Here is a 17,495-nt window from a genome sequence, read left to right as displayed (position 1 = left end):
CAGCCTGGGCTCGCGTCATCCACGCATGGCATGGGTCTACCTGCTGATGCGGTCCAGCCAGCAGGCCAGGCCCTGCGCGTTGAGTTCGATGTCCATCGCCAGAACAGCGATCACCGCCGCATCGTCCAGCGCACAGCCATGCAGCTGTGCACGTTCCAGGTACAGCGCCTGCAGCGCGGCCAGCAGGCAGCGGTGGCGGTCCGGCCGGCCATCGCACTGGCGGCCGATGGTGGCCATCGCATCGATCTGTTCGAACAGGTCGTTGGCCAGTTTCTGCACCTGCTCCACGCGGCCGTAGTGGGTCAGGTACATCGCCTGCGGGCCATAGCCCAGCATGCGCTGGATCGAGGCCTTCATCGCTTCCGGGTCGAACTGCACCGGCGACGAGGTCGGGAAGATGAAGGCCCCCTGCGCACTGTCCAGCTCGCGGTAGGAAATGCCGAAGGTATCGCCGGTGAACCAGCTGCGGCTGCGTGCATCCCACACGCAGTAATGGTGCAGTGCGTGGCCCGGGGTGTGCAGCAGCACCAGCTCGCGGCCGGCCAGGTCGATACGGTGGCCGTCCTCGGCCACCACCACACGATGTTCGGGAATGGCCTCGATACGACCATAGCTGCGCGCGATTTCCTCGGCACCGTACACCGCCGTGGCACCGGCAATCAGCCGGGTCGGGTCGATCATGTGCGGCGCACCGCGCGGGTGCAGCACTGCCTTTGCGTTGGGCAGCTGCTGCATCAGCAGGCCGGCGCCGCCGGCGTGGTCCAGGTGCACGTGCGTGAGCAGCAGCCAGTCCACCGCGTCAACGGCCAGACCCACGTTGGCCAGCGCCTGCAGCATCGCCGGCACCGACAGGCCGGTGCCACAGTCGACGAACGCGGCGCGGTCGCTTTCAACGATCAGATAGGCCGCGTCGAAGTCGGGACGCTGGAAGCCGGTATCGATGGTGTGGATGCTGGGGTCGGCGATCATCGGCACGCACCTGGCAGGATCGGGAACAGACGCCCATGGTAGGCGCGCGGGCGGTCCGGGTTCGATGCGGCTTTGGTCGGGTAGTGCCGGGTTGTGGGCGGGTAGAGTCGACTGTCAGTCGACTGTCGCGCGCAGCGCGGGCTTCCAGAAGAGCAGTCGACTCACAGTCGACTCTAGCAAGGGCAAGCGCAGGCAAGGGCAAGCGCAGGCCAACCAACCGCAGGTCCATCGGGTGCGCAAGGGCCAGGTTCAGCGCAATGCGAACCGCGGCCGCAGCAGCAGGGCCAGCACCAGCACCGCCAGGAATGCGCCGTAGGCGTACAGCACCGCCAGTACCTGCGGCCAGATCGGGCCGGCGCCGGGCTGTGCCATGCCAAGTCGATACCCCCACAGCATCGAGGCGATGCTCAGGGCGAAGGCCAGCAGCAGGGTGGAGCCATCGAACAGGCGCCGCCGCGGGGTGCGCGGCTGGCGCGGGAACAGCCAGTACAGGCTGCCCAGCAGCAGGAACCAGGGCAGGAACAGCAGCAGCGACAACCAGGCCATCGCAGACTCCATGTCATCGCGCCGGAGGCGCGCGGACATCATGCCATGACCTTCGTTCGCGGGTAGTGCCGGCCGCTGGCCGGCATTTCCTATGCAGTTGCCGTGGTAGTGCCGGCCGCTGGCCGGCGTTTCCTATGCAGTTGCCGGCCAGCGGCCGGCACTACCCTTACGCTTCGCGCAGCATGGCCAGGGCCGCCAGCACGGCGTCCACTTCGGCGTCCAGCTTGAACAGTTCGCTCTGCAGCTGGTCACCCTGCTCCGCCTGCTTGATCACGGCAATCAACTGCCCCGCATCGCGCGGCGAATCGAAGCCTTCGCTCTGGATCAGCAGCGTGCCGTCACCGGCGGTCAGCTTGAAGTAGAAGCGGCCGTCCTTGTCGCGGTACTGCTTGAACTGCGGCGGTGCCACGCGGGCCACGCCGGCGTCCTCGCTGGCGATATCGCCTGCGGTGGACAGGTCACGCAGGCCCACCGCATGGCGCAGTTCGTCCAGCAGCGGTGCCGCCAGCTGCTCGCGCAGCTGCTGGCCACGGCGCTTGAGCAGCGCTTCGATCTTCTCCGGCTCGGCCATCAGCGCGTTGTAGCGCTCGCGCAGCGGCGACAGTTCGCTGTCGATGCGCTCGAACAGCTGCTGCTTGGCGTCACCCCAGCTGATGCCGGCGGCGAACGCCCTGGCGAATTCGGCGGTCTGTTCCGGGGTGGCGAAGGCCTGGTACATCTGGAACAGCGCCGAGCCCTCGGTGTCCTTCGGCTCGCCAGGTGCGCGCGAGTCGGTCAGGATCGAGAACACCAGCTTCTTCAGCTCCTCGCGCGGCACGAACAGCGGAATGGTGTTGTGGTAGCTCTTGCTCATCTTGCGGCCATCCAGGCCCGCCAGCGTCGCCACCTGCTCGTCGATCACCACGTCCGGCAGCGGGAAGTACTCCTTGCCATACACGTGGTTGAAGCGCTGGGCGAAGTCGCGCGCCATCTCGATGTGCTGGATCTGGTCACGGCCCACCGGTACGTGGTTGGCCTTGAAGATCAGGATATCGGCGGCCATCAGCACCGGATACATGAACAGGCCGGCGCTGACGCCTGCGTCCTCGTCCACGCCTTCCTCGCGGTTCTTGTCCACCGCCGCCTTGTAGGCGTGCGCGCGGTTGAGGATGCCCTTGCTGGCGATGGCGGTCAGGAACCACATCAGCTCGGTGGTCTCGCGGATGTCGCTCTGGCGGTAGAACCACACGTGTTCCGGGTCCAGGCCACAGGCCAGCCAGCTGGCCGCGATCTCCAGGGTCGCGCGCTGGGTGCGCTGCGGGTCCTGGGACTTGATCAGGCTGTGCAGGTCGGCCAGGAAGAAGAAGCTCTCGATCCCCGGCGCGCGGCTGGCCGCGATGGCCGGACGGATGGCGCCAACGTAGTTGCCCAGGTGGGGCGTGCCGGAGGGGGTGATGCCGGTAAGGACTCGGGTGGTCATGACTGCGTGGGGTAACCTTCGATGAACGGGGCCAGTTTACCTTGCACGCCACCAACCCCGTCAGGGCCTGCGGCGCGTTCATTCACGCAACCCCGCTGGAGACGCCCGATGAAACGCCTGCTGCCCCTGCTGCTGATCCTGCCCCTGGCCGGCTTCCGCCCCGCCCCGATGCCGCCGCCGGCCTACGAGGGCGGCCCCGTGCGCATGTCTCTGGTCGACCGCGACCGCGGCACCGAATTGCGCAGCTACCCTGCCGAGGGCCAGCGCTGGGTGGCCGGCGAGCGCGGCCACCGCTACGCCGTGCGCCTGTACAACGACAGCCCGCGCCGGGTGCTGGTGGTGCTGTCGGTGGACGGCGTCAACGTCATCTCCGGCGAGGATGCCGATCCGTCGCAGACCGGCTACGTGCTCAACCCCGGCCAGCGCGCCGACATCACCGGCTGGCGCAAGAGCCAGGATGAAGTGGCGCAGTTCGTGTTCAGCAGCCCCAGCGGCAGCTATGCCAGCCGCACCGGTCGCCCGGACAACATCGGCGTGGTCGGCGTGGCGGTGTTCGAGGAAGCGCGCCGCTGGCGTCCGGATCCGATCCTGCGCCGCAGCCTGCCGCTGCCGGCACCGGCCCCGACGGCCGAAGCGGCGGCCGATGCCAGCGCCAGCAACAGCCGCATCGAGGGCTATGCCAGCAAGTCACAGGCCCCTGCGCTGGGCACCGGCCACGGCGCACGCGAGCAGTCGTCGGTACGCGATACCGACTTCGAACGTGCCAGCCGCAGCCCGGCACAGGTTCTGCAGCTGCGCTACGACAGCGCCCGCAATCTGCGCGCGCGCGGCATCCTGGTCGATACGCCGCCGTCGCGCCTGCCGCGCGAACCGCAAGCGTTCCCGAACCGCTACGTGCCGGACCCGCCGGCGCGCTGAGCGCAGACAGCACGACGCCCGCACCGTAAGGTTGCGGGCGTCGTGCTGTGGGGGAAAACCGTAGCGCTTACTTGTAGTCCGGGTAGTCCTTGCTCACGGCATCCTGGAACTCACGGACTTCCTTCTCAGCGCGGTCCTTGGCCCAGCCATAACGTTCCTGCAGGCGGCCGGCCAGATACTCGGCATTGCCCTCGGCCACATCGAAATCGTCGTTGGTCAGATCGCCCCACTTGGCCTGGGCCTTGCCCTTCAGCTGCGACCACTTGCCGGAAATGATGTCTTTGTTCATTGCTGGGAGTCCTTGGTTGCAACGGCGTTCTTACCGTGGCTACAGCTTCGCGCAGCGGCTGTTGAGTGCCGGTCAACCGACCATGAAAGCACTGCTCACCTGCTTGAATGGTTCACTACGCTTCGACACGTACGCTGCAGAAAAACGCGCAAGAAAAAAGGCCGGGGAGGTCCCCCCGGCCTTTTTGCTTTCCGTCCACTTCAGGCTCAACGGCCCTTGGCGGCATCCTCAACCTTTTCGCCAGCCTTCTGCACGTCCTTGCCGGCACCGGCAACGGTGTTGCAACCGGCCAGCAGGGCCACCGAGAACATCGACAACAGCATCAGGGCAACTACGCGCTTCATGGGCTTCTCCTTGGGTTCGCCGCTATACCGCTTCATTCGCGGATGGGGTTCGGTCGCTCGGCGGAAGGAGCCAATGCCACTGCCGCCGCGTGATGTGCAATCTGGCGGCAGGGGCGTGGAGCGCGTGTGAACGGATCATCGATCCGTTCAGGCGAAGAGCTCAGTCGCGCATCAGGGTGGACTTGCCGAACAGGCTTTCGACCAGGTCCACGGCCAGTTCGGCGGTGGCATTCTGCTTGTCCAGCAAGGGGTTGAGCTCGACGATGTCCAGCGAACCCATGCGCCCGGTGTCGGCAATCATCTCCATCACCAGCTGCGCCTCGCGGTAGTTCACCCCGCCCGGCACGGTGGTGCCGACGCCCGGTGCGATGCTCGGGTCGAGGAAATCCACATCGAAGCTGACATGCAGGTGGGTGTTCTCGTCGATGCCCGCCAGTGCTGCCTCGACCGCGCGCTTCATGCCGTTCTCGTCGATGTAGCGCATGTCATAGACATCCACCTTGTGGGTCTTGATCAGGCGCTTCTCTTCCGGGTCCACCGAACGGATGCCGATCTGGTGCACCTGCGCCGGGGTGATCGCCGGTGCGGTACCACCGAGCTGGGTCAGTGCATCCGGGCCCAGGCCGCACAGGCAGGCCACCGGCATGCCGTGGATGTTGCCCGACGGAGTGACATCGCTGGTGTTGAAGTCCGAATGCGCATCCAGCCACAGCACGCGCAGGGTCTTGCCCTGCTCGCGGCACCAGCGCGTGACGGCGGTGATCGAACCGATGCCCAGGCAATGGTCGCCGCCGAGCATGATCGGCATGCGCCCGGCCTGAAGTTCGGCATAGCTGGCTTCCATCAGTGCATGGTTCCACGCCACCACTTCGTCCAAGTGGCGGTAGCCTTCCACCGGCGCAGTCCACGGGTTGCGCGGGCCATCCAGGTTGCCCACGTCGCGCACGTCCACGCCGCGCGCTTCCAGCGCCTCCGGCAGGCCGGCCACGCGCAGCGCTTCCGGGCCAAGCCGTGCACCGCGATGGCCGGCACCCACGTCGGTGGGAACGCCAATCAACGATACGGAAATGGGATGGGCCATGGGTGCCTCCTGCGGGGGAAAAAGAAGCACAGTCTAGCCAGAGCTGTGTGACACCACTCGCGGCGGTGCAGCAGGGCAATCACATGGCATGATGCCGCGCGGACCTGCCCCCGCTTCATGGAAGATTGCGATGTCGCCCTTCATCAATACGGCCTGGCCGCGCTTTTTCATCGGGGCGCTACCCATCGCCGCTCTTGCGGTTTTTTCAGCAGCTCGATCGATGCGTCGCAGAACGGCTGGTTGATGCAGGCGACGCTGCTGCTGGTGCCGTTCTCGACCCTGGTATTCCTCGGGTTGGGTTGGCAGCGTCTGCGCAAAGCACACGCCGAACACCCGATTCTGAAAAGCGAGCTGCCCCGTGTGGCGACGGCATTGATTGGCAACGTGAAGCTGGCGGCGCTATGGTTCGGCCTGACCTTCGTTGGTATGTTCACCCTGATACTGGCGTGGGTGTTGCTGTATAGGTCCTGCGGCTGAAGCCTGCCCCAACCCGCTGCGCGCTCAGCGTCCGCTGCGGCGCACCGGCGTCACGCTCTGCACCTGGCCGTTGTTGCGCATCATGCACAGGAAGCGGCCATCGGGATAATCGATGATCAGTTCCTGGTAATCGCTGCCCACCGGCATCTGGGTCACCAGCGCGCCCTGCGCGCCCTTGCGCATGTTGCAGGCGCCCAACGCGGTATCGCCTGCCGGCGCGGGGGTAGTCACCGAGGACACATTGCGGAACACCGCGCGGCAGCCGCCATTGACCCATACCGAGTGCCGCGACAGGCCCCAGTTCTTGCCCTCCTCGCAGCGGGTACGGCTGAGCTGGCGCACGATTTCCACGTTGCCACGGGTGTTCAGATCGCAAGAGACCTGCTGCTGGCCGGTGGATTCGCAGGTGACTTCGCGCGGTAGTGCGGCATCTCCGGAGGCAGCGTCGCGAGCGCGTGCGCTGTTTGCGGTAAGCGCGGACGTGCCCCTGGCGCTGACCTGGCAGATGCCATTGGCGCCGCCACGGCCGGTGTAGCTGACCTGCGGCGCGCCGTCATCGTTGCGGCTGATCGACAGCGTGATGCCACTGTTGGCATCGCGTGCTTCGAAATAGCGGTCGTTGAAACGTTTCAGCGTGGCCTCGCGGCCCTGCACGTAGACGGGTCCACCATCGTCGGCGTGAACATCGATGCCGCCCGGGCAGCTGGCGTTGAAGAACGGCACAGCAGCCATGGCCGGGGCCACGAAGGCAGTGGACAGCAGTGCGACGGTGAGCGACAGGGCATGGCGACGCATGTGCGGATCCCGAAGGGGCCCAGGATGGGCGTGTGGCAGCAGTATGCGGTGGGGCGTTGCTTACTGTCCGTGAGGAATATCAAGATCCGTAAGGCGCGCGCTATGGCATTCGGGTCTGATATCGTGGCCTAGGTGTCTTGCCACCGCTGTTAAGCCAGCTTTACATCGCACGCCACGTCAAGCCGTGCGACAACGGGGGCACGGCCCGGATTGCCGATGACGGCGGCGCCGCGCGATATGTCGTTTCTGGCATTGCGATGCTCGAAACAGGCCAAACGCGATAATTCATTTTCCCTTTCAGATCACCCGATGCCATCGGAACAAACGACTGGTAGGCGGTGATTTGCCGTGTGCATGATGAATCGCCCCCTGCAAAGGTGGCCGGGACTTCCAAGCCCGTGTTGTCAACGATGTGTACGCTTGCCAGCCGGCGCCGTCCTCCCAAGAGCGGCGTCGGCTGGCAATCCGTTCGCCGATCGACGGCGGGCGGTGCGTGGGGGCCTCGTGCCCGCCGATTCGTTGACCCGGTCTTGGAAGCCACGCATCGTCCGCCACCCTTTTCGGGTGGCACCTCTGTTCCCGCCGAGGATGCCCGCATGTCCAAGACCCTCTACCCGTACCTGACTGCCACGCTGGGCGACGCCGCGCTGCATCTGCCGCTCGAACTGGCGCAGCCCCTGGAAGCCGCCTTCGCCGCGGCCAACGATGCGCCCGCGCCCATCAACCTCCCCGCCTGCCTGCGCCGCATCCAGGCTGGCGATGCCGCCGACGGACAGCCGTGGCAGGGGTCGTCAAGCACGCCCGGCCAAGCGGTAGCCGCCGCGCGCAGGGATCGCGCCGCGGTGGGTTTGGTGTCGCTGCTGGAGCTGTACCACGCCAATGAGCGCGTTCGCGTGGATGGGGAAGAGAAGGACGATATCGGCGACGGTGCGCGCGAAGGGTTGATGCTGGCCTGCCGGGGGCTGGCGGAGTATGTGGCGTTGCAGGTGGGTGCGGCTCGGTAGTGCGGACTATTGAGCCCCTCAGCACGCACCTCCACAACCTCGCGCGCCCCGCTCTCAGGTCAACCAGGCTCGCTGCCGGAATGAGCACACCCATTCCAAACCCGAGGCCTGTTCTCATCGAAATGCAGCTGGACGAACTTGATTCGCGCGGCGGAGTTGTTGCCGAGATGATCGCGTCCACGGCACCCGTGATGGCGCTTTCCATCTGTCCTGAGCGCATGTGGTATGGCTTCGTCCTGAATGACAGAGACGTCACCCGGATACGTCCTGGAACGCGGACACACTGCACTATCTCATTCATCAACCACGATGGTGCGAAGGAGGCGTTCCCCTGAGGCACATTGGCGGCCTTCGGAGACGGATCATCAACAAAGGGGTTGATCCGCATCATCCGGTTTGATTGAACCTGTTCGCGGCAAATGCCCTGATCTGGCGATTGCTGGCGCCTGATGCATCGATGCGTCGATGCGTCGTGTGGCACACAAGCTGCTTCGAGATGGCTCCGCTGCTGCCTCCCAGAGCGATCTGCAGGGTGTTGTTGCACACCACCCGCTGATGTTGTTCAAGACTACTGCCCAGACCATGCCAGGGCTTAGCGCCCGCATAGGCCATTGTTTCAATCAGATGCGTCGTATTCTCTTCGCTTCTTAGCGCATAAACGCACAAGGCCCGGACGATGCCGGGCCTTGTGCGTATGCCAATGCAGTATCAATTAAGGGGTTCGATGTCTTCACTGCCCGAAGACAGTGCGCACCGAGCAACCGCAGCAATGATGGATGCTGCGACAACCAAAACACAGTAGAGGCAATCGGATCTTTCTTTCATACAGCCCTACACAAGGAAGATGCTTCATTGCGGAGCATCTACACGCGAAGCCAGTAACCACCGGCATCAACTGGGTGATATGTGTTTGAATCTATTCTAAATAACTGAACCCCAGCTACCATCACACTAGATTCGAAATACTTCCTCAGCCATGTCGTCGAGCTTCGCCTTGACAGCTCTCCAGTTCAGCATGTGCCGATCAAGTGTCCGGTAGAACTTTGGGCTGTGATTGTGGTGAAGGAGGTGACACAACTCGTGAAGCAGCACGTAGTCGATGCACTCACGTGGAGCCTTCACCAGCAACGGGTTCAGTGTGATACGGCCCAAGGGGGAGCAACTACCCCATTGCACATTCATGAACTGCAGGCGTGTGGATGGAAGCTGCTTGACCCACCGGAGGGGAGCTGAAACTACCGCAAGCCGGTCAGCAAACACCTCCCGCGCTCGCTGGCGATACCAGGCATCCAACGCTTTTTTGATCGTGGCTGGTGCTTGCTCTGGTACTGTCACGGCGATGAAAGCACCCCGCATTCTGGCGTGGGTCTTTGAGCCTGCGTCGATAACAACCTTCAGGCGATAACGCCGGCCCAGGTAGTGCAGTGATTCACCACTCACGTACTCTCTAGGCAGCACATGGGCCAATCGCACCTTAGCAGCACTGACATGCTGGCTGATCCAACGCGCACGTTTTTTTACCGCAACCAGAACCTCTGCCAATGGTGCCGTATCGGGGGCATCCACCAGCACGCGTGCGTCCGGCTCCACATGAATGGCGACGCGCGTCACTGACCTTGATGGCTGACGGCGCAGATGAAACGCAATGACTTCATCGCCATAAGCGATGCGGTGCTGGGATAGTTGTTCACACATCGGCATGCTCAAGACCTGATCAAACCGATACGCGTGATCTGGATCACTTGCTCGACCACCAGCTTGGCGTTGTCCAAGCCCACCGTGCCAAACAACAGGGGCAGCAGACCCTTGCGAATGGCAGCCTCAATGTTCTGTGGGTTGAGTGAGTTCTCTGCCACTGCGTCGCGCACCACGGCGTCCATGGCAATCGCTTGCTGCACCAGCTTTTCCTTCAAATCGCCACTCACCCCTGCAAAGGTCTCGTCCCCCAGCACGAGACGCATTGCGCCAAAGTAGGCCTTGGCATTTGGATTTTCCGAAAGTACGTCGGGCAAGCCCGGTGTTGCGCGAGATTCAAGCTGTTGTTCAAAGGATCTAAACAGTGCGTATTGCTTCAGCGGATGATCGAACATCGCCTCCGCTTCAGCGATGGCCTGACGCAGAAGCTCGCCAAACACTTTCTGTGCATAGGGGTCGGCCGCCAGCTCCTGCTCGATGGTTTTGCGCAGCCGGGTACGGATCATGTCCGTCTCGTTGCGCGTTTTCTCTTCCGACCAGTCCTTCGGGTCTTCCGCCTGACCCAATTCGTGCACTAGATAGACGCCATCAGGGTCTCGCACTTCTGTTCCGATGACCTGTTTGTCCACCAGCTTACGAATCTGCTCTTCATAGACGCTGTAATCCACCGTCTCCATCGCATCACGACGGGCGGTCTGGCGCAGCTCGGTGAAGAAGCGGAGATCAGCCTTGTACCGGGCGATCTGCGCTTCAGAAAAGCTCTTGTCCTCGAAGAAGCTGCGGGATGAAAGCGCCGTCTGCAAGCACAGGCCAAACGCTGTCAGTGCCTCGTAGAAGTCGTCTCGCAGCTTCTGCCGCTCGTCATACTCCTCGCCGTCGCTACCCATCAAAGATTTCGGTGCCAGCACCTGCCGGTACTGCTCGCTGTCGAGCTTGTTGGTTACTGAATTGAAGAACGACCAGAGCGCATCGTGCAAAGCAGGCAGACGTTTGTACTCAGTGCTGAACTGTCGGTACAAGCCCTCCAGATCGCTGACATCAAAGCCGCCTTGCGTGCGAGCTTCCAAGTCCTGGTAGGAGCGGATGGCAGTGTCGAGTTCCTTCAAGATCCCTCGATAGTCCACCAGTACGCCGTAACGCTTGGCGTCATGCAGGCGGTTGACCCGGGCCACGGCCTGAATCAGGTTGTGTCCTTTCAGGGGCTTATCGATGTACAGCACCGTGTTGCGGGGCTCATCAAAGCCCGTCAGCAGCTTGTCTACAACGATCAGCAAGTCTGGGGCACCGTCCGCACCAAAGTCACTGACCACCTGCTTCTCATAGATCTCGGCATCATTGCCGCAGGTGGCCATGGCTTGCTTCCACCACTTTTGCACCTCGGGTAGCGTGTCCTCGTCCACATCGGAATTGCCTTCACGCGTGTCCGGGGCCGAGATCACCACCGCACTGGTCACCAAGCCGGTGTCGTCCAGCGCCTTCTTGTAGCGAATGTCGTCGAGCTTGCTGTCGGTGGCAACCTGTCCCTTCAGGCCGAGACCCAGTTTCTTGATGTTCTCGTTGAAGTGGGTGGCGATGTCCCAGGCAATCAACTCAATGCGGTTGGCTGCACCGTAGATGGCGCCCTTCTTGGCGAACTTCTTTTTCAGGTCGGTGCGCTGGGCATCGCTGAGGTTGTTGGTGATCTTCTCGAACCAGCGGTTCACCGCCTCTTCGTTGATGTCCAACTCGGGGACACGCTCTTCATACAGCAGCGGGGCCACGGTTTCGTCCTCCACCGCACGCTGCATGGTGTAGGCATGCACGATGGGGCCGAACTTGTTGGCCGTCTTTTCGTCCTTGAGCAACGGGGTTCCGGTGAAGGCGATGTAGGCGGCCTTGGGCAGTGCCTTTTTCATGCGCTCATGCGTTTCACCGCCATGGCTGCGGTGACCTTCATCCACCAGCACAATCATGTCGGCCGAGTCGTTGCGGCACTCCGGCAGCTTGGATGCCGTGTTGAACTTGTGCACCAGCGTGAAGGTGATGCGCTCGGTACCTTTGCCGATGCGCTGGGCCAGGTCACGACCAGACAGCGTGCGGCTCTTCTCGCCATCCTTCTGCGTGGCGATGCTGGAGCCAAAGGCGCCACCGGTGATGAAGTTGCGGGCGAGCTGGGTTTCCAGGTCAATGCGGTCGGTCACCACCACCACACGGCATTCCTTCAAGGCATCCACCAACAGCAGCGCCTTGGTCAGGAACACCATAGTGAAGCTCTTGCCCGAGCCCGTGGTGTGCCACACCACGCCGCCCTCGCGGCCCCCACCTAGCGACTCGGGCTTCGTCTGGCTGATACGCGCCAGCAGCGCACGGATGCCGAAAAACTGCTGGTAGCGAGCCACGATCTTGCCCACCTTGCGGTCGAACAGCACATAGCCACGCAGGAATTCGAGCAGCCGTGCCGGGGTCAACAGGCTCACCAGCAAGCGGTCCTGCTCGGTAGCCTGCATGGGGGCGCTCCACAGCGTGTCGAAGTACGCGGCCAGCGCGGCAGACTTGCCGCCGAACAGCGCAGCGCGCACTTCCGGCTTGATTTCCTTGTTCTTGAGCGCCTGCACGTGGGCCTGGTCAAACTCCTCTTCCCGCCACTTGGCCCAGAACTTGGCCGCCGTGTGGGTGGTGCCGTAGCGCCCCTCGGTCTGGCTGATGGACAGCAGCAGCTGCGCATAAGCAAACAGGTTGGGAATTTCGTCTGGCCGCTGATTGCGAAGATGTTGGCTGATGCCCTCCGTCACCATCGCCTTGGCGGGATGGCTGCCACCGCCCGACTCCGGCCGCTTGGCCTCAATCACCACCAGCGGGATTCCGTTCACATACGCCACCACATCGGGCGTACGGTGGTGTGTCCCTTGTGCTGCCAGTACCTCCAGCTCTTCGGTCACATCCCAGCGGTTGGCATTTGCGTCAGCCCAGTCGATCAATGCGATAGTGGGCTGGTGCTTCTTGCCATCAGGCATGAATTCCGTCACCGTGATGCCCAGCGCCAGCTTGCCATACAGCCGCTCGTTGGCGGGCATCAGCCCCTCGGCCAGACTGAGCGCCGACAACTCCCGCACGATCTGGTCGATGCCACTGGGCGATAGCGGGTACCACTGGCCCTTGTATTCGTAGCGCCGGGTCTGCAGCACCTCGATCAGACGAGGCTTGAGCAGCACCTCGCGCGTGCTGCCGCGCAGGGTCAGCGCTTGGGCTGTGGTCAGAAAGTTCCAGCCCAGGCTGCACAGCAGGTGCAGCGCGGGCAGATGTGAACTGTACTGCTCGCGGGAGTTGGGCGTGGTATTCATGCCTTCACCTCCGTTTCGTCGTTCGGCAACTTGAATCGGCGCTTTCCGGTCAGGAGTTGGGACATTAGGGCAGCTTTCTCATCACGCAAAAGCTCCAGCTGAGCTTGAATCAACTCAGTCTCACGCCCTGAACTGTCCAACACCTTTGCGATGGCCCTCTGTTCTTCGATTGATGGAAGTGGAATGCGAAGATTGCGAAAGTCTTTCCAACGCAGGCTTCCTCTGCGGTCAACAGAAGCGTTGGTTGCTGACGCGAAAATCTGCCGGTAGTGCTCTGTCTTCAGCAGCGCAAACAGGTAAGCGTCATCAACTTCGTCGTTGGCTTTGAAAACGGTGTACATCGGACTGACCAGTCCAAAGTCATACAAGTCCTGGTAGCCGATAGAGCCCTCGTCGATGTGATTTGTCGCGTACACAAAGCTGCCTCGGGGGACCACCTTGTAGGTAGACGTATCTGCGCTGAAAACCTGCTTATTGAAGTAAGCCAAGGAGTCAACTAAACCCTTGTGTTTCGTGCAGGACAGTACCGGATAGGGCTCTTCATCCCCCAGTTTCTGCCTCACCTCTACCGCCAGTTCACCGATTCGACGATAACCCCACTCGATGGGTAATGATCCGTAGGGTGTTCTTTGCTTGACGTCACTGGACGCAAAATGCTTGAGGCGCACTTTGCCAGTCAACATTTGCTGAGACAGCAATACTTTCTTCTCCTGACTGTTGAGCAGGAGCCGCTCCGTGGTGGCGATGGCTTGATCCCAGGTGGAGAGAACTTGGGCGATTCGACGCTGCTCGCCTATAGGAGGAACTGCGAGTGGTTGGCGGTCAATGTCTGATTTTTTGACGTGAACTAGCGTTGCCTTGAATCCATGTGACTGCGCCTCAATGCGGTTGGTCACATGTTTAAGGGCCCAGTACAGCCATTCGATATCAATTCCGCTCTTTGACTGGACTTTAAATATGTGTTGATTAAGTACCCCAAGAGCACCTCGCCAGATCGCTGGCCCAAACGAGACCCCTTTGGTTCCGGCCCAAGAGAAGAGCATTTGTCCAGGCTCGACTAACCATCGCTCTTCCGGTACGCCGGAGAAGTGGTCGAATTTCTTCCCGCCATTCAAGTTCTGAATTCGGATGATTGGTAGCCCGACGGTGCCCCAGTCCTCTGGACCGAAGGCGTGCCCATTGCGCAGGTCGCAGACATCGGCAACTGTCATAGAGCGCCAAGTGTTAGGAATGCTCTTCACTTGTAGCCCCGCTTCTTTTTCGCCAAACGCTCAGCCACCTTGTTCAAGGCGGCCAAGGAGTTTTCGTCAGATGACCGGGGATCCAGCACCCGGACTGCATAGTTTTTCCCCTCTGCTTCCAATGCCGCTCGGCGCTGCACCGCAAACTGCTCATACTCGCTCTGTGCATGGGCCACAGCTTGTTTGTGCGACACCTTGCCAGCACCAATCAGCACCTGGCGATCATTGAAGCTGAGGAAAGCGTCGAGCTTCTCGGTCCAGTCCTTCAGGAAGACTTCCTTGCGGCGTGTGGCCTGGTCTTCGGCAAAGTCCAGCCACATGGTCACGATGCGGTTCAGCTCGGTGATCTCCTGCTCGGTCAGGTAGTTCTTGGCTACGCCCACGTCGGCCTTCTGCACCTGGCCCTTGCGGGTGGTAGTCAGGCCCATGTTCGGCTGGGTGTGGTCGGCGCGGGTGCGGATGATCTCGGCGGCGGTCTGGCCCGACACTGCGTAGTGCAGTTTGTTCTGGATGATGCGGAAAAAGGCGGTGGTCTCGGGCAGCGTGGGGGCGTAATCAGCCGCCAGGGCAAAGATTTCGCGCACCCGCAGGTACATGCGGCGCTCGCTGGCGCGGATGTCGCGGATGCGCTCCAGCAGCTCGCCAAAGCGGTCGGGCAGCACCGAATCGCCCACTGGCGGGTTCTTCAGGCGCACGTCGTCGAGCACGAAGCCCTTGAGGAGGTACTCGCTCAGATTGGCCGTGGCCCACTGGCGGAACTGGGTGCCGCGTGCCGAGCGCGCCCGGTAGCCCACGGCCAGGATGACCTCCAGGCTATAGAAGCGCACATTGCGGCGGACGAGCCGCTCACCCTCCTGGCGAACTTGTAAGCTGGACTTACAAGTTGCCTCGGAGTCGACCTCACCCTCGGCGTAGATGGCTTTCACATGCTGGGTAACGTTTTGCGGCGTGGTCTGGAACAGCGTGGCGATTTCGGCCTGGCTGAGCCACAGCGAATCGCCCTCGGCCCGCATTTCCACGCGGGTGAGGCCGTCGTCTGTGGTGTAGAGAACAAATTCGCCTTGGCTCTCGACGCTGGTCGATGCCGTCAACTCCACCGGTGCAGTCATAGCTTTGGTCGGCTTGCTCGATTTTGGGGCTTTACTCATAGCCCAGCTCCTTCAGGTAGACGGCCATCTGGGCTTCCAGGCTGGCCAGCTCGGCCTTGAGCTGCTCGCGCTCCTTGCGCACGGCCATCAGGTCGATCTCGGCTTCTTCCTCAAAGGTGTCCACATAGCGCGGGATGTTGAGGTTGAAGTCGTTCTCAGCAATTTCGGCTGGCGAGGCGAGGTAGGCGTACTTGTCCACGCTTTGCCGTGTGGCGGCGGTATCCAGGATGCGCTGCAGGTCAGCTTCGCGCAGCAGGTTCTGGTTCTTGCCGGCCTCGAAGTCGCGGCTGGCGTCGATGAACAGCACCTTGTCGTCGGCCTTGTTCTTGCGGAACACCAGCACAGCGGCGGGGATACCGGTGCCATAGAACAGTTTTTCCGGCAGGCCGATCACCACGTCGAGCAGGTTTTCTTCGATCATCTTCTGGCGAATGCGGCCCTCAGCAGCGCCTCGGAACAGCACGCCATGGGGTACGACTACCGCCATCCGCCCGGTGCCAGGCTTCATGGTCTCGATCATGTGCAGGATGAAGGCGTAGTCGCCCTTGGTACGTGGCGGCACGCCCCGCCGGAAGCGGCTGAACTTGTCTGCGTCGGCCCCTTCAAAGCCCCACTTTTCGAGGCTGAACGGCGGATTGGCCACCACGATGTCGAAGTGTTTGAGGCTGGCCGCGCCATCCAGCAGCTTGGGGTTGCGGATGGTGTCGCCCCATTCGATGCGGTGGTTGTCCTCGCCATGCAGAAACATGTTCATCTTCGCCAGCGCCCAGGTGCTGCCGATGGCTTCCTGCCCATAGAGCGCGTACTTGCGTGAACCAGTGTTCTCACGGATCAGGCGACCGCACTTCATCAACAGCGACCCGGAGCCGCAGGTGGGGTCACAGATTTCGTCACCCTCTTGCGGCGCCATCAGGCGCGCCATCAGTGCAGAGACTTCGGGCGGGGTATAGAACTCGCCCGCCTTTTTACCGCTGGTGGAGGCAAAGTTCTTGATGAGGAATTCGTAGGCGTTGCCGATCACATCGAGCTGGCCGACACGGCTGGGGCGCAGATCCAGCTCGGGCTTGGCAAAGTCTTCCAGCAGGTGGCGCAGGATGTCGTTCTTCTGCTGCTCGTCGCCCAGCTTGTTTGAATTGAAGCTGATGTCCTGGAACACATCGCGCAGCTTGGTGATATTGGCTTCTTCGATGGCGTGCAGCGCCTTGTCGATGCGCTCACCATTGCCAGGGCTATGCCGCAGGGTGTGCAGGGCATAGAAGCTGGCACTGGCGGGCAGCACGAAACGCTCGTTCTTGAGCATTTCCTCGATCAACTCGGGGTGGTCACCGTACTGCTTCTTGTAGGCGTGATAGTGGTCTTGCCAGACATCCGACACGTACTTGAGGAACAGCATGGTCAGGACGAAGTCCTTGTAGATGCTCGGGTCCACGGTGCCGCGGAAGGTGTCGCAGGCGGCCCAGACAGCGGCGTTGATGTCTTCCTGGCTGACGGAGGCGATTTCGGCGGTTGTGCTGTTCATGATGTTTGAGTTCCTGCGTTGTTCAATGACTGGTCTGTGCGGCATGCACAAGACTCTCTGCGAGCGCTTGAAGTTGCTGCTCGCGGTTGTGAATGAGTTGATTGAGCACGTGGCGCTCCTGACGGGTAAGGTCAGCCAGGGCAACGATGCGTTGCTGATCCACCAGCGGCGGCACGCACAGCGTGAGCGATTCCAGTACGGGGCGACGGATACTCAGCTGGCTGCTGCCTTCAGCGGCTTGCTGAAGCTGACGCTGAAAGGGCGGTTGGTTTATTTGCCAGGCGAGGAAAGCAGGCAGCAGTAGACCTTGGGAGGCCACTCGGAGCAGAAAGAAGTGAGGGCTGCACACGGCAGGGCTCGGCGGCTCATCAATGCATACGGCATAGAACCGAGCACCTTTAGCGACGAACAATATGTCCCCAGCCTTGAGCCAGTCAGGTGGTTTGCGGCCTGCAAGCGTGGTGCGCGTGACGTCAGGCCATTTGACCCCATGGTCAAGGTCAACATCCCTCATCTGCACCGCTAGGACTTCACCATCGGCCGACTCCTCAATGGAGCCACGAAAAGGATAGCCCGCTTGAATGGAGACCAACTCTCCAACCATGAAATTTTCTGCATCAATATCCATGATGCAAACTTTCGCACGGCATCAACGCCAATGCAATTCTTTTTTTTGCATCATCTCAATTG

16 protein-coding genes are annotated in these 17,495 nt (G+C 61.9%); 3 read left to right on the top strand and 13 right to left on the bottom strand.

Going from position 1 to position 17,495, the window contains the following annotated elements; genetic code table 11:
- Window positions 1–36: 36 nt before the first annotated feature.
- From AC5P60_RS13980 to AC5P60_RS13970, 3 genes are all read right to left on the bottom strand, one after another.
- Entirely contained in the window at window positions 37–969 is a 933-nt protein-coding gene (locus AC5P60_RS13980; protein ID WP_483693702.1) for an MBL fold metallo-hydrolase, read from the bottom strand.
- Between the two features lie 249 nt (window positions 970–1,218).
- Window positions 1,219–1,515, bottom strand: a complete 297-nt coding sequence (locus AC5P60_RS13975) for a hypothetical protein (protein WP_024956159.1) — start codon at window positions 1,513–1,515, stop codon at window positions 1,219–1,221.
- A 166-nt stretch (window positions 1,516–1,681) separates the two neighbouring features.
- A complete protein-coding gene (locus AC5P60_RS13970; protein ID WP_483693703.1) occupies window positions 1,682–2,974 on the bottom strand; it encodes a tryptophan--tRNA ligase in 1,293 nt (430 codons plus the stop codon).
- Between the two features lie 108 nt (window positions 2,975–3,082).
- Here AC5P60_RS13970 and AC5P60_RS13965 point away from each other — a divergent pair, with 108 nt between their 5' ends.
- A complete protein-coding gene (locus tag AC5P60_RS13965; RefSeq protein ID WP_111108760.1) occupies window positions 3,083–3,892 on the top strand; it encodes a hypothetical protein in 810 nt (269 codons plus the stop codon).
- A gap of 67 nt (window positions 3,893–3,959) precedes the next feature.
- On the opposite strand, the gene AC5P60_RS13960 is transcribed toward AC5P60_RS13965, so the two are convergent.
- The 3 genes from AC5P60_RS13960 to rocF form a co-directional block, all read right to left on the bottom strand.
- Window positions 3,960–4,181, bottom strand: a complete 222-nt coding sequence (locus AC5P60_RS13960) for a CsbD family protein (RefSeq protein WP_004153772.1) — start codon at window positions 4,179–4,181, stop codon at window positions 3,960–3,962.
- Window positions 4,182–4,387: 206 nt separating this feature from the next.
- Entirely contained in the window at window positions 4,388–4,525 is a 138-nt protein-coding gene (locus AC5P60_RS13955) for an entericidin A/B family lipoprotein (protein WP_005407710.1), read from the bottom strand.
- 160 nt (window positions 4,526–4,685) lie between these two features.
- The gene (gene rocF, locus AC5P60_RS13950) at window positions 4,686–5,606 is read right to left on the bottom strand and encodes an arginase (RefSeq protein ID WP_483693705.1); all 921 of its coding nucleotides are present in this window, start codon (window positions 5,604–5,606) and stop codon (window positions 4,686–4,688) included.
- Between the two features lie 117 nt (window positions 5,607–5,723).
- Here rocF and AC5P60_RS13945 point away from each other — a divergent pair, with 117 nt between their 5' ends.
- Window positions 5,724–6,083 carry a hypothetical protein gene (locus AC5P60_RS13945; protein ID WP_231522698.1) on the top strand — a complete coding sequence of 120 codons (360 nt, stop codon included), beginning with the start codon at window positions 5,724–5,726 and terminating at the stop codon, window positions 6,081–6,083.
- A gap of 24 nt (window positions 6,084–6,107) precedes the next feature.
- Here the strand turns inward: AC5P60_RS13945 and AC5P60_RS13940 are convergent, their stop codons facing one another.
- On the bottom strand, window positions 6,108–6,878 hold the full coding sequence (locus AC5P60_RS13940; RefSeq protein WP_483693707.1) for a DUF3011 domain-containing protein: 771 nt from the start codon (window positions 6,876–6,878) through the stop codon (window positions 6,108–6,110).
- Between the two features lie 596 nt (window positions 6,879–7,474).
- On the opposite strand from AC5P60_RS13940, the gene AC5P60_RS13935 reads away from it, so the two are divergent.
- A complete protein-coding gene (locus AC5P60_RS13935; protein ID WP_483693709.1) occupies window positions 7,475–7,882 on the top strand; it encodes a hypothetical protein in 408 nt (135 codons plus the stop codon).
- Between the two features lie 951 nt (window positions 7,883–8,833).
- Here the strand turns inward: AC5P60_RS13935 and AC5P60_RS13930 are convergent.
- Genes AC5P60_RS13930 through AC5P60_RS13905 form a run of 6 tightly spaced genes read right to left on the bottom strand, consistent with a single transcriptional unit; the run spans window position 8,834 to window position 17,433 of the window.
- Window positions 8,834–9,583 carry a M48 family metallopeptidase gene (locus tag AC5P60_RS13930; protein WP_164225316.1) on the bottom strand — a complete coding sequence of 250 codons (750 nt, stop codon included), beginning with the start codon at window positions 9,581–9,583 and terminating at the stop codon, window positions 8,834–8,836.
- 2 nt (window positions 9,584–9,585) lie between these two features.
- The gene (locus AC5P60_RS13925) at window positions 9,586–12,897 is read right to left on the bottom strand and encodes a type I restriction endonuclease subunit R (RefSeq protein WP_495201760.1); all 3,312 of its coding nucleotides are present in this window, start codon (window positions 12,895–12,897) and stop codon (window positions 9,586–9,588) included.
- Window positions 12,894–14,138, bottom strand: a complete 1,245-nt coding sequence (locus AC5P60_RS13920) for a restriction endonuclease subunit S (protein WP_483693712.1) — start codon at window positions 14,136–14,138, stop codon at window positions 12,894–12,896. Before AC5P60_RS13920 ends, AC5P60_RS13925 begins: the two co-directional genes overlap by 4 nt.
- A complete protein-coding gene (locus AC5P60_RS13915; RefSeq protein WP_239502334.1) occupies window positions 14,135–15,286 on the bottom strand; it encodes a virulence RhuM family protein in 1,152 nt (383 codons plus the stop codon). The genes AC5P60_RS13920 and AC5P60_RS13915 overlap by 4 nt, the downstream gene beginning before the upstream one ends.
- Entirely contained in the window at window positions 15,279–16,805 is a 1,527-nt protein-coding gene (locus tag AC5P60_RS13910; RefSeq protein ID WP_164225314.1) for a type I restriction-modification system subunit M, read from the bottom strand. The genes AC5P60_RS13915 and AC5P60_RS13910 overlap by 8 nt, the downstream gene beginning before the upstream one ends.
- Before the next feature lie 22 nt (window positions 16,806–16,827).
- Entirely contained in the window at window positions 16,828–17,433 is a 606-nt protein-coding gene (locus AC5P60_RS13905) for a restriction endonuclease subunit S (protein ID WP_164225313.1), read from the bottom strand.
- Window positions 17,434–17,495 lie beyond the last annotated feature (62 nt).

This window comes from Stenotrophomonas sp. YJH_SMC_120 (genome assembly GCF_059368675.1).
This window is presented reverse-complemented; position numbering and strand designations above follow the sequence as displayed.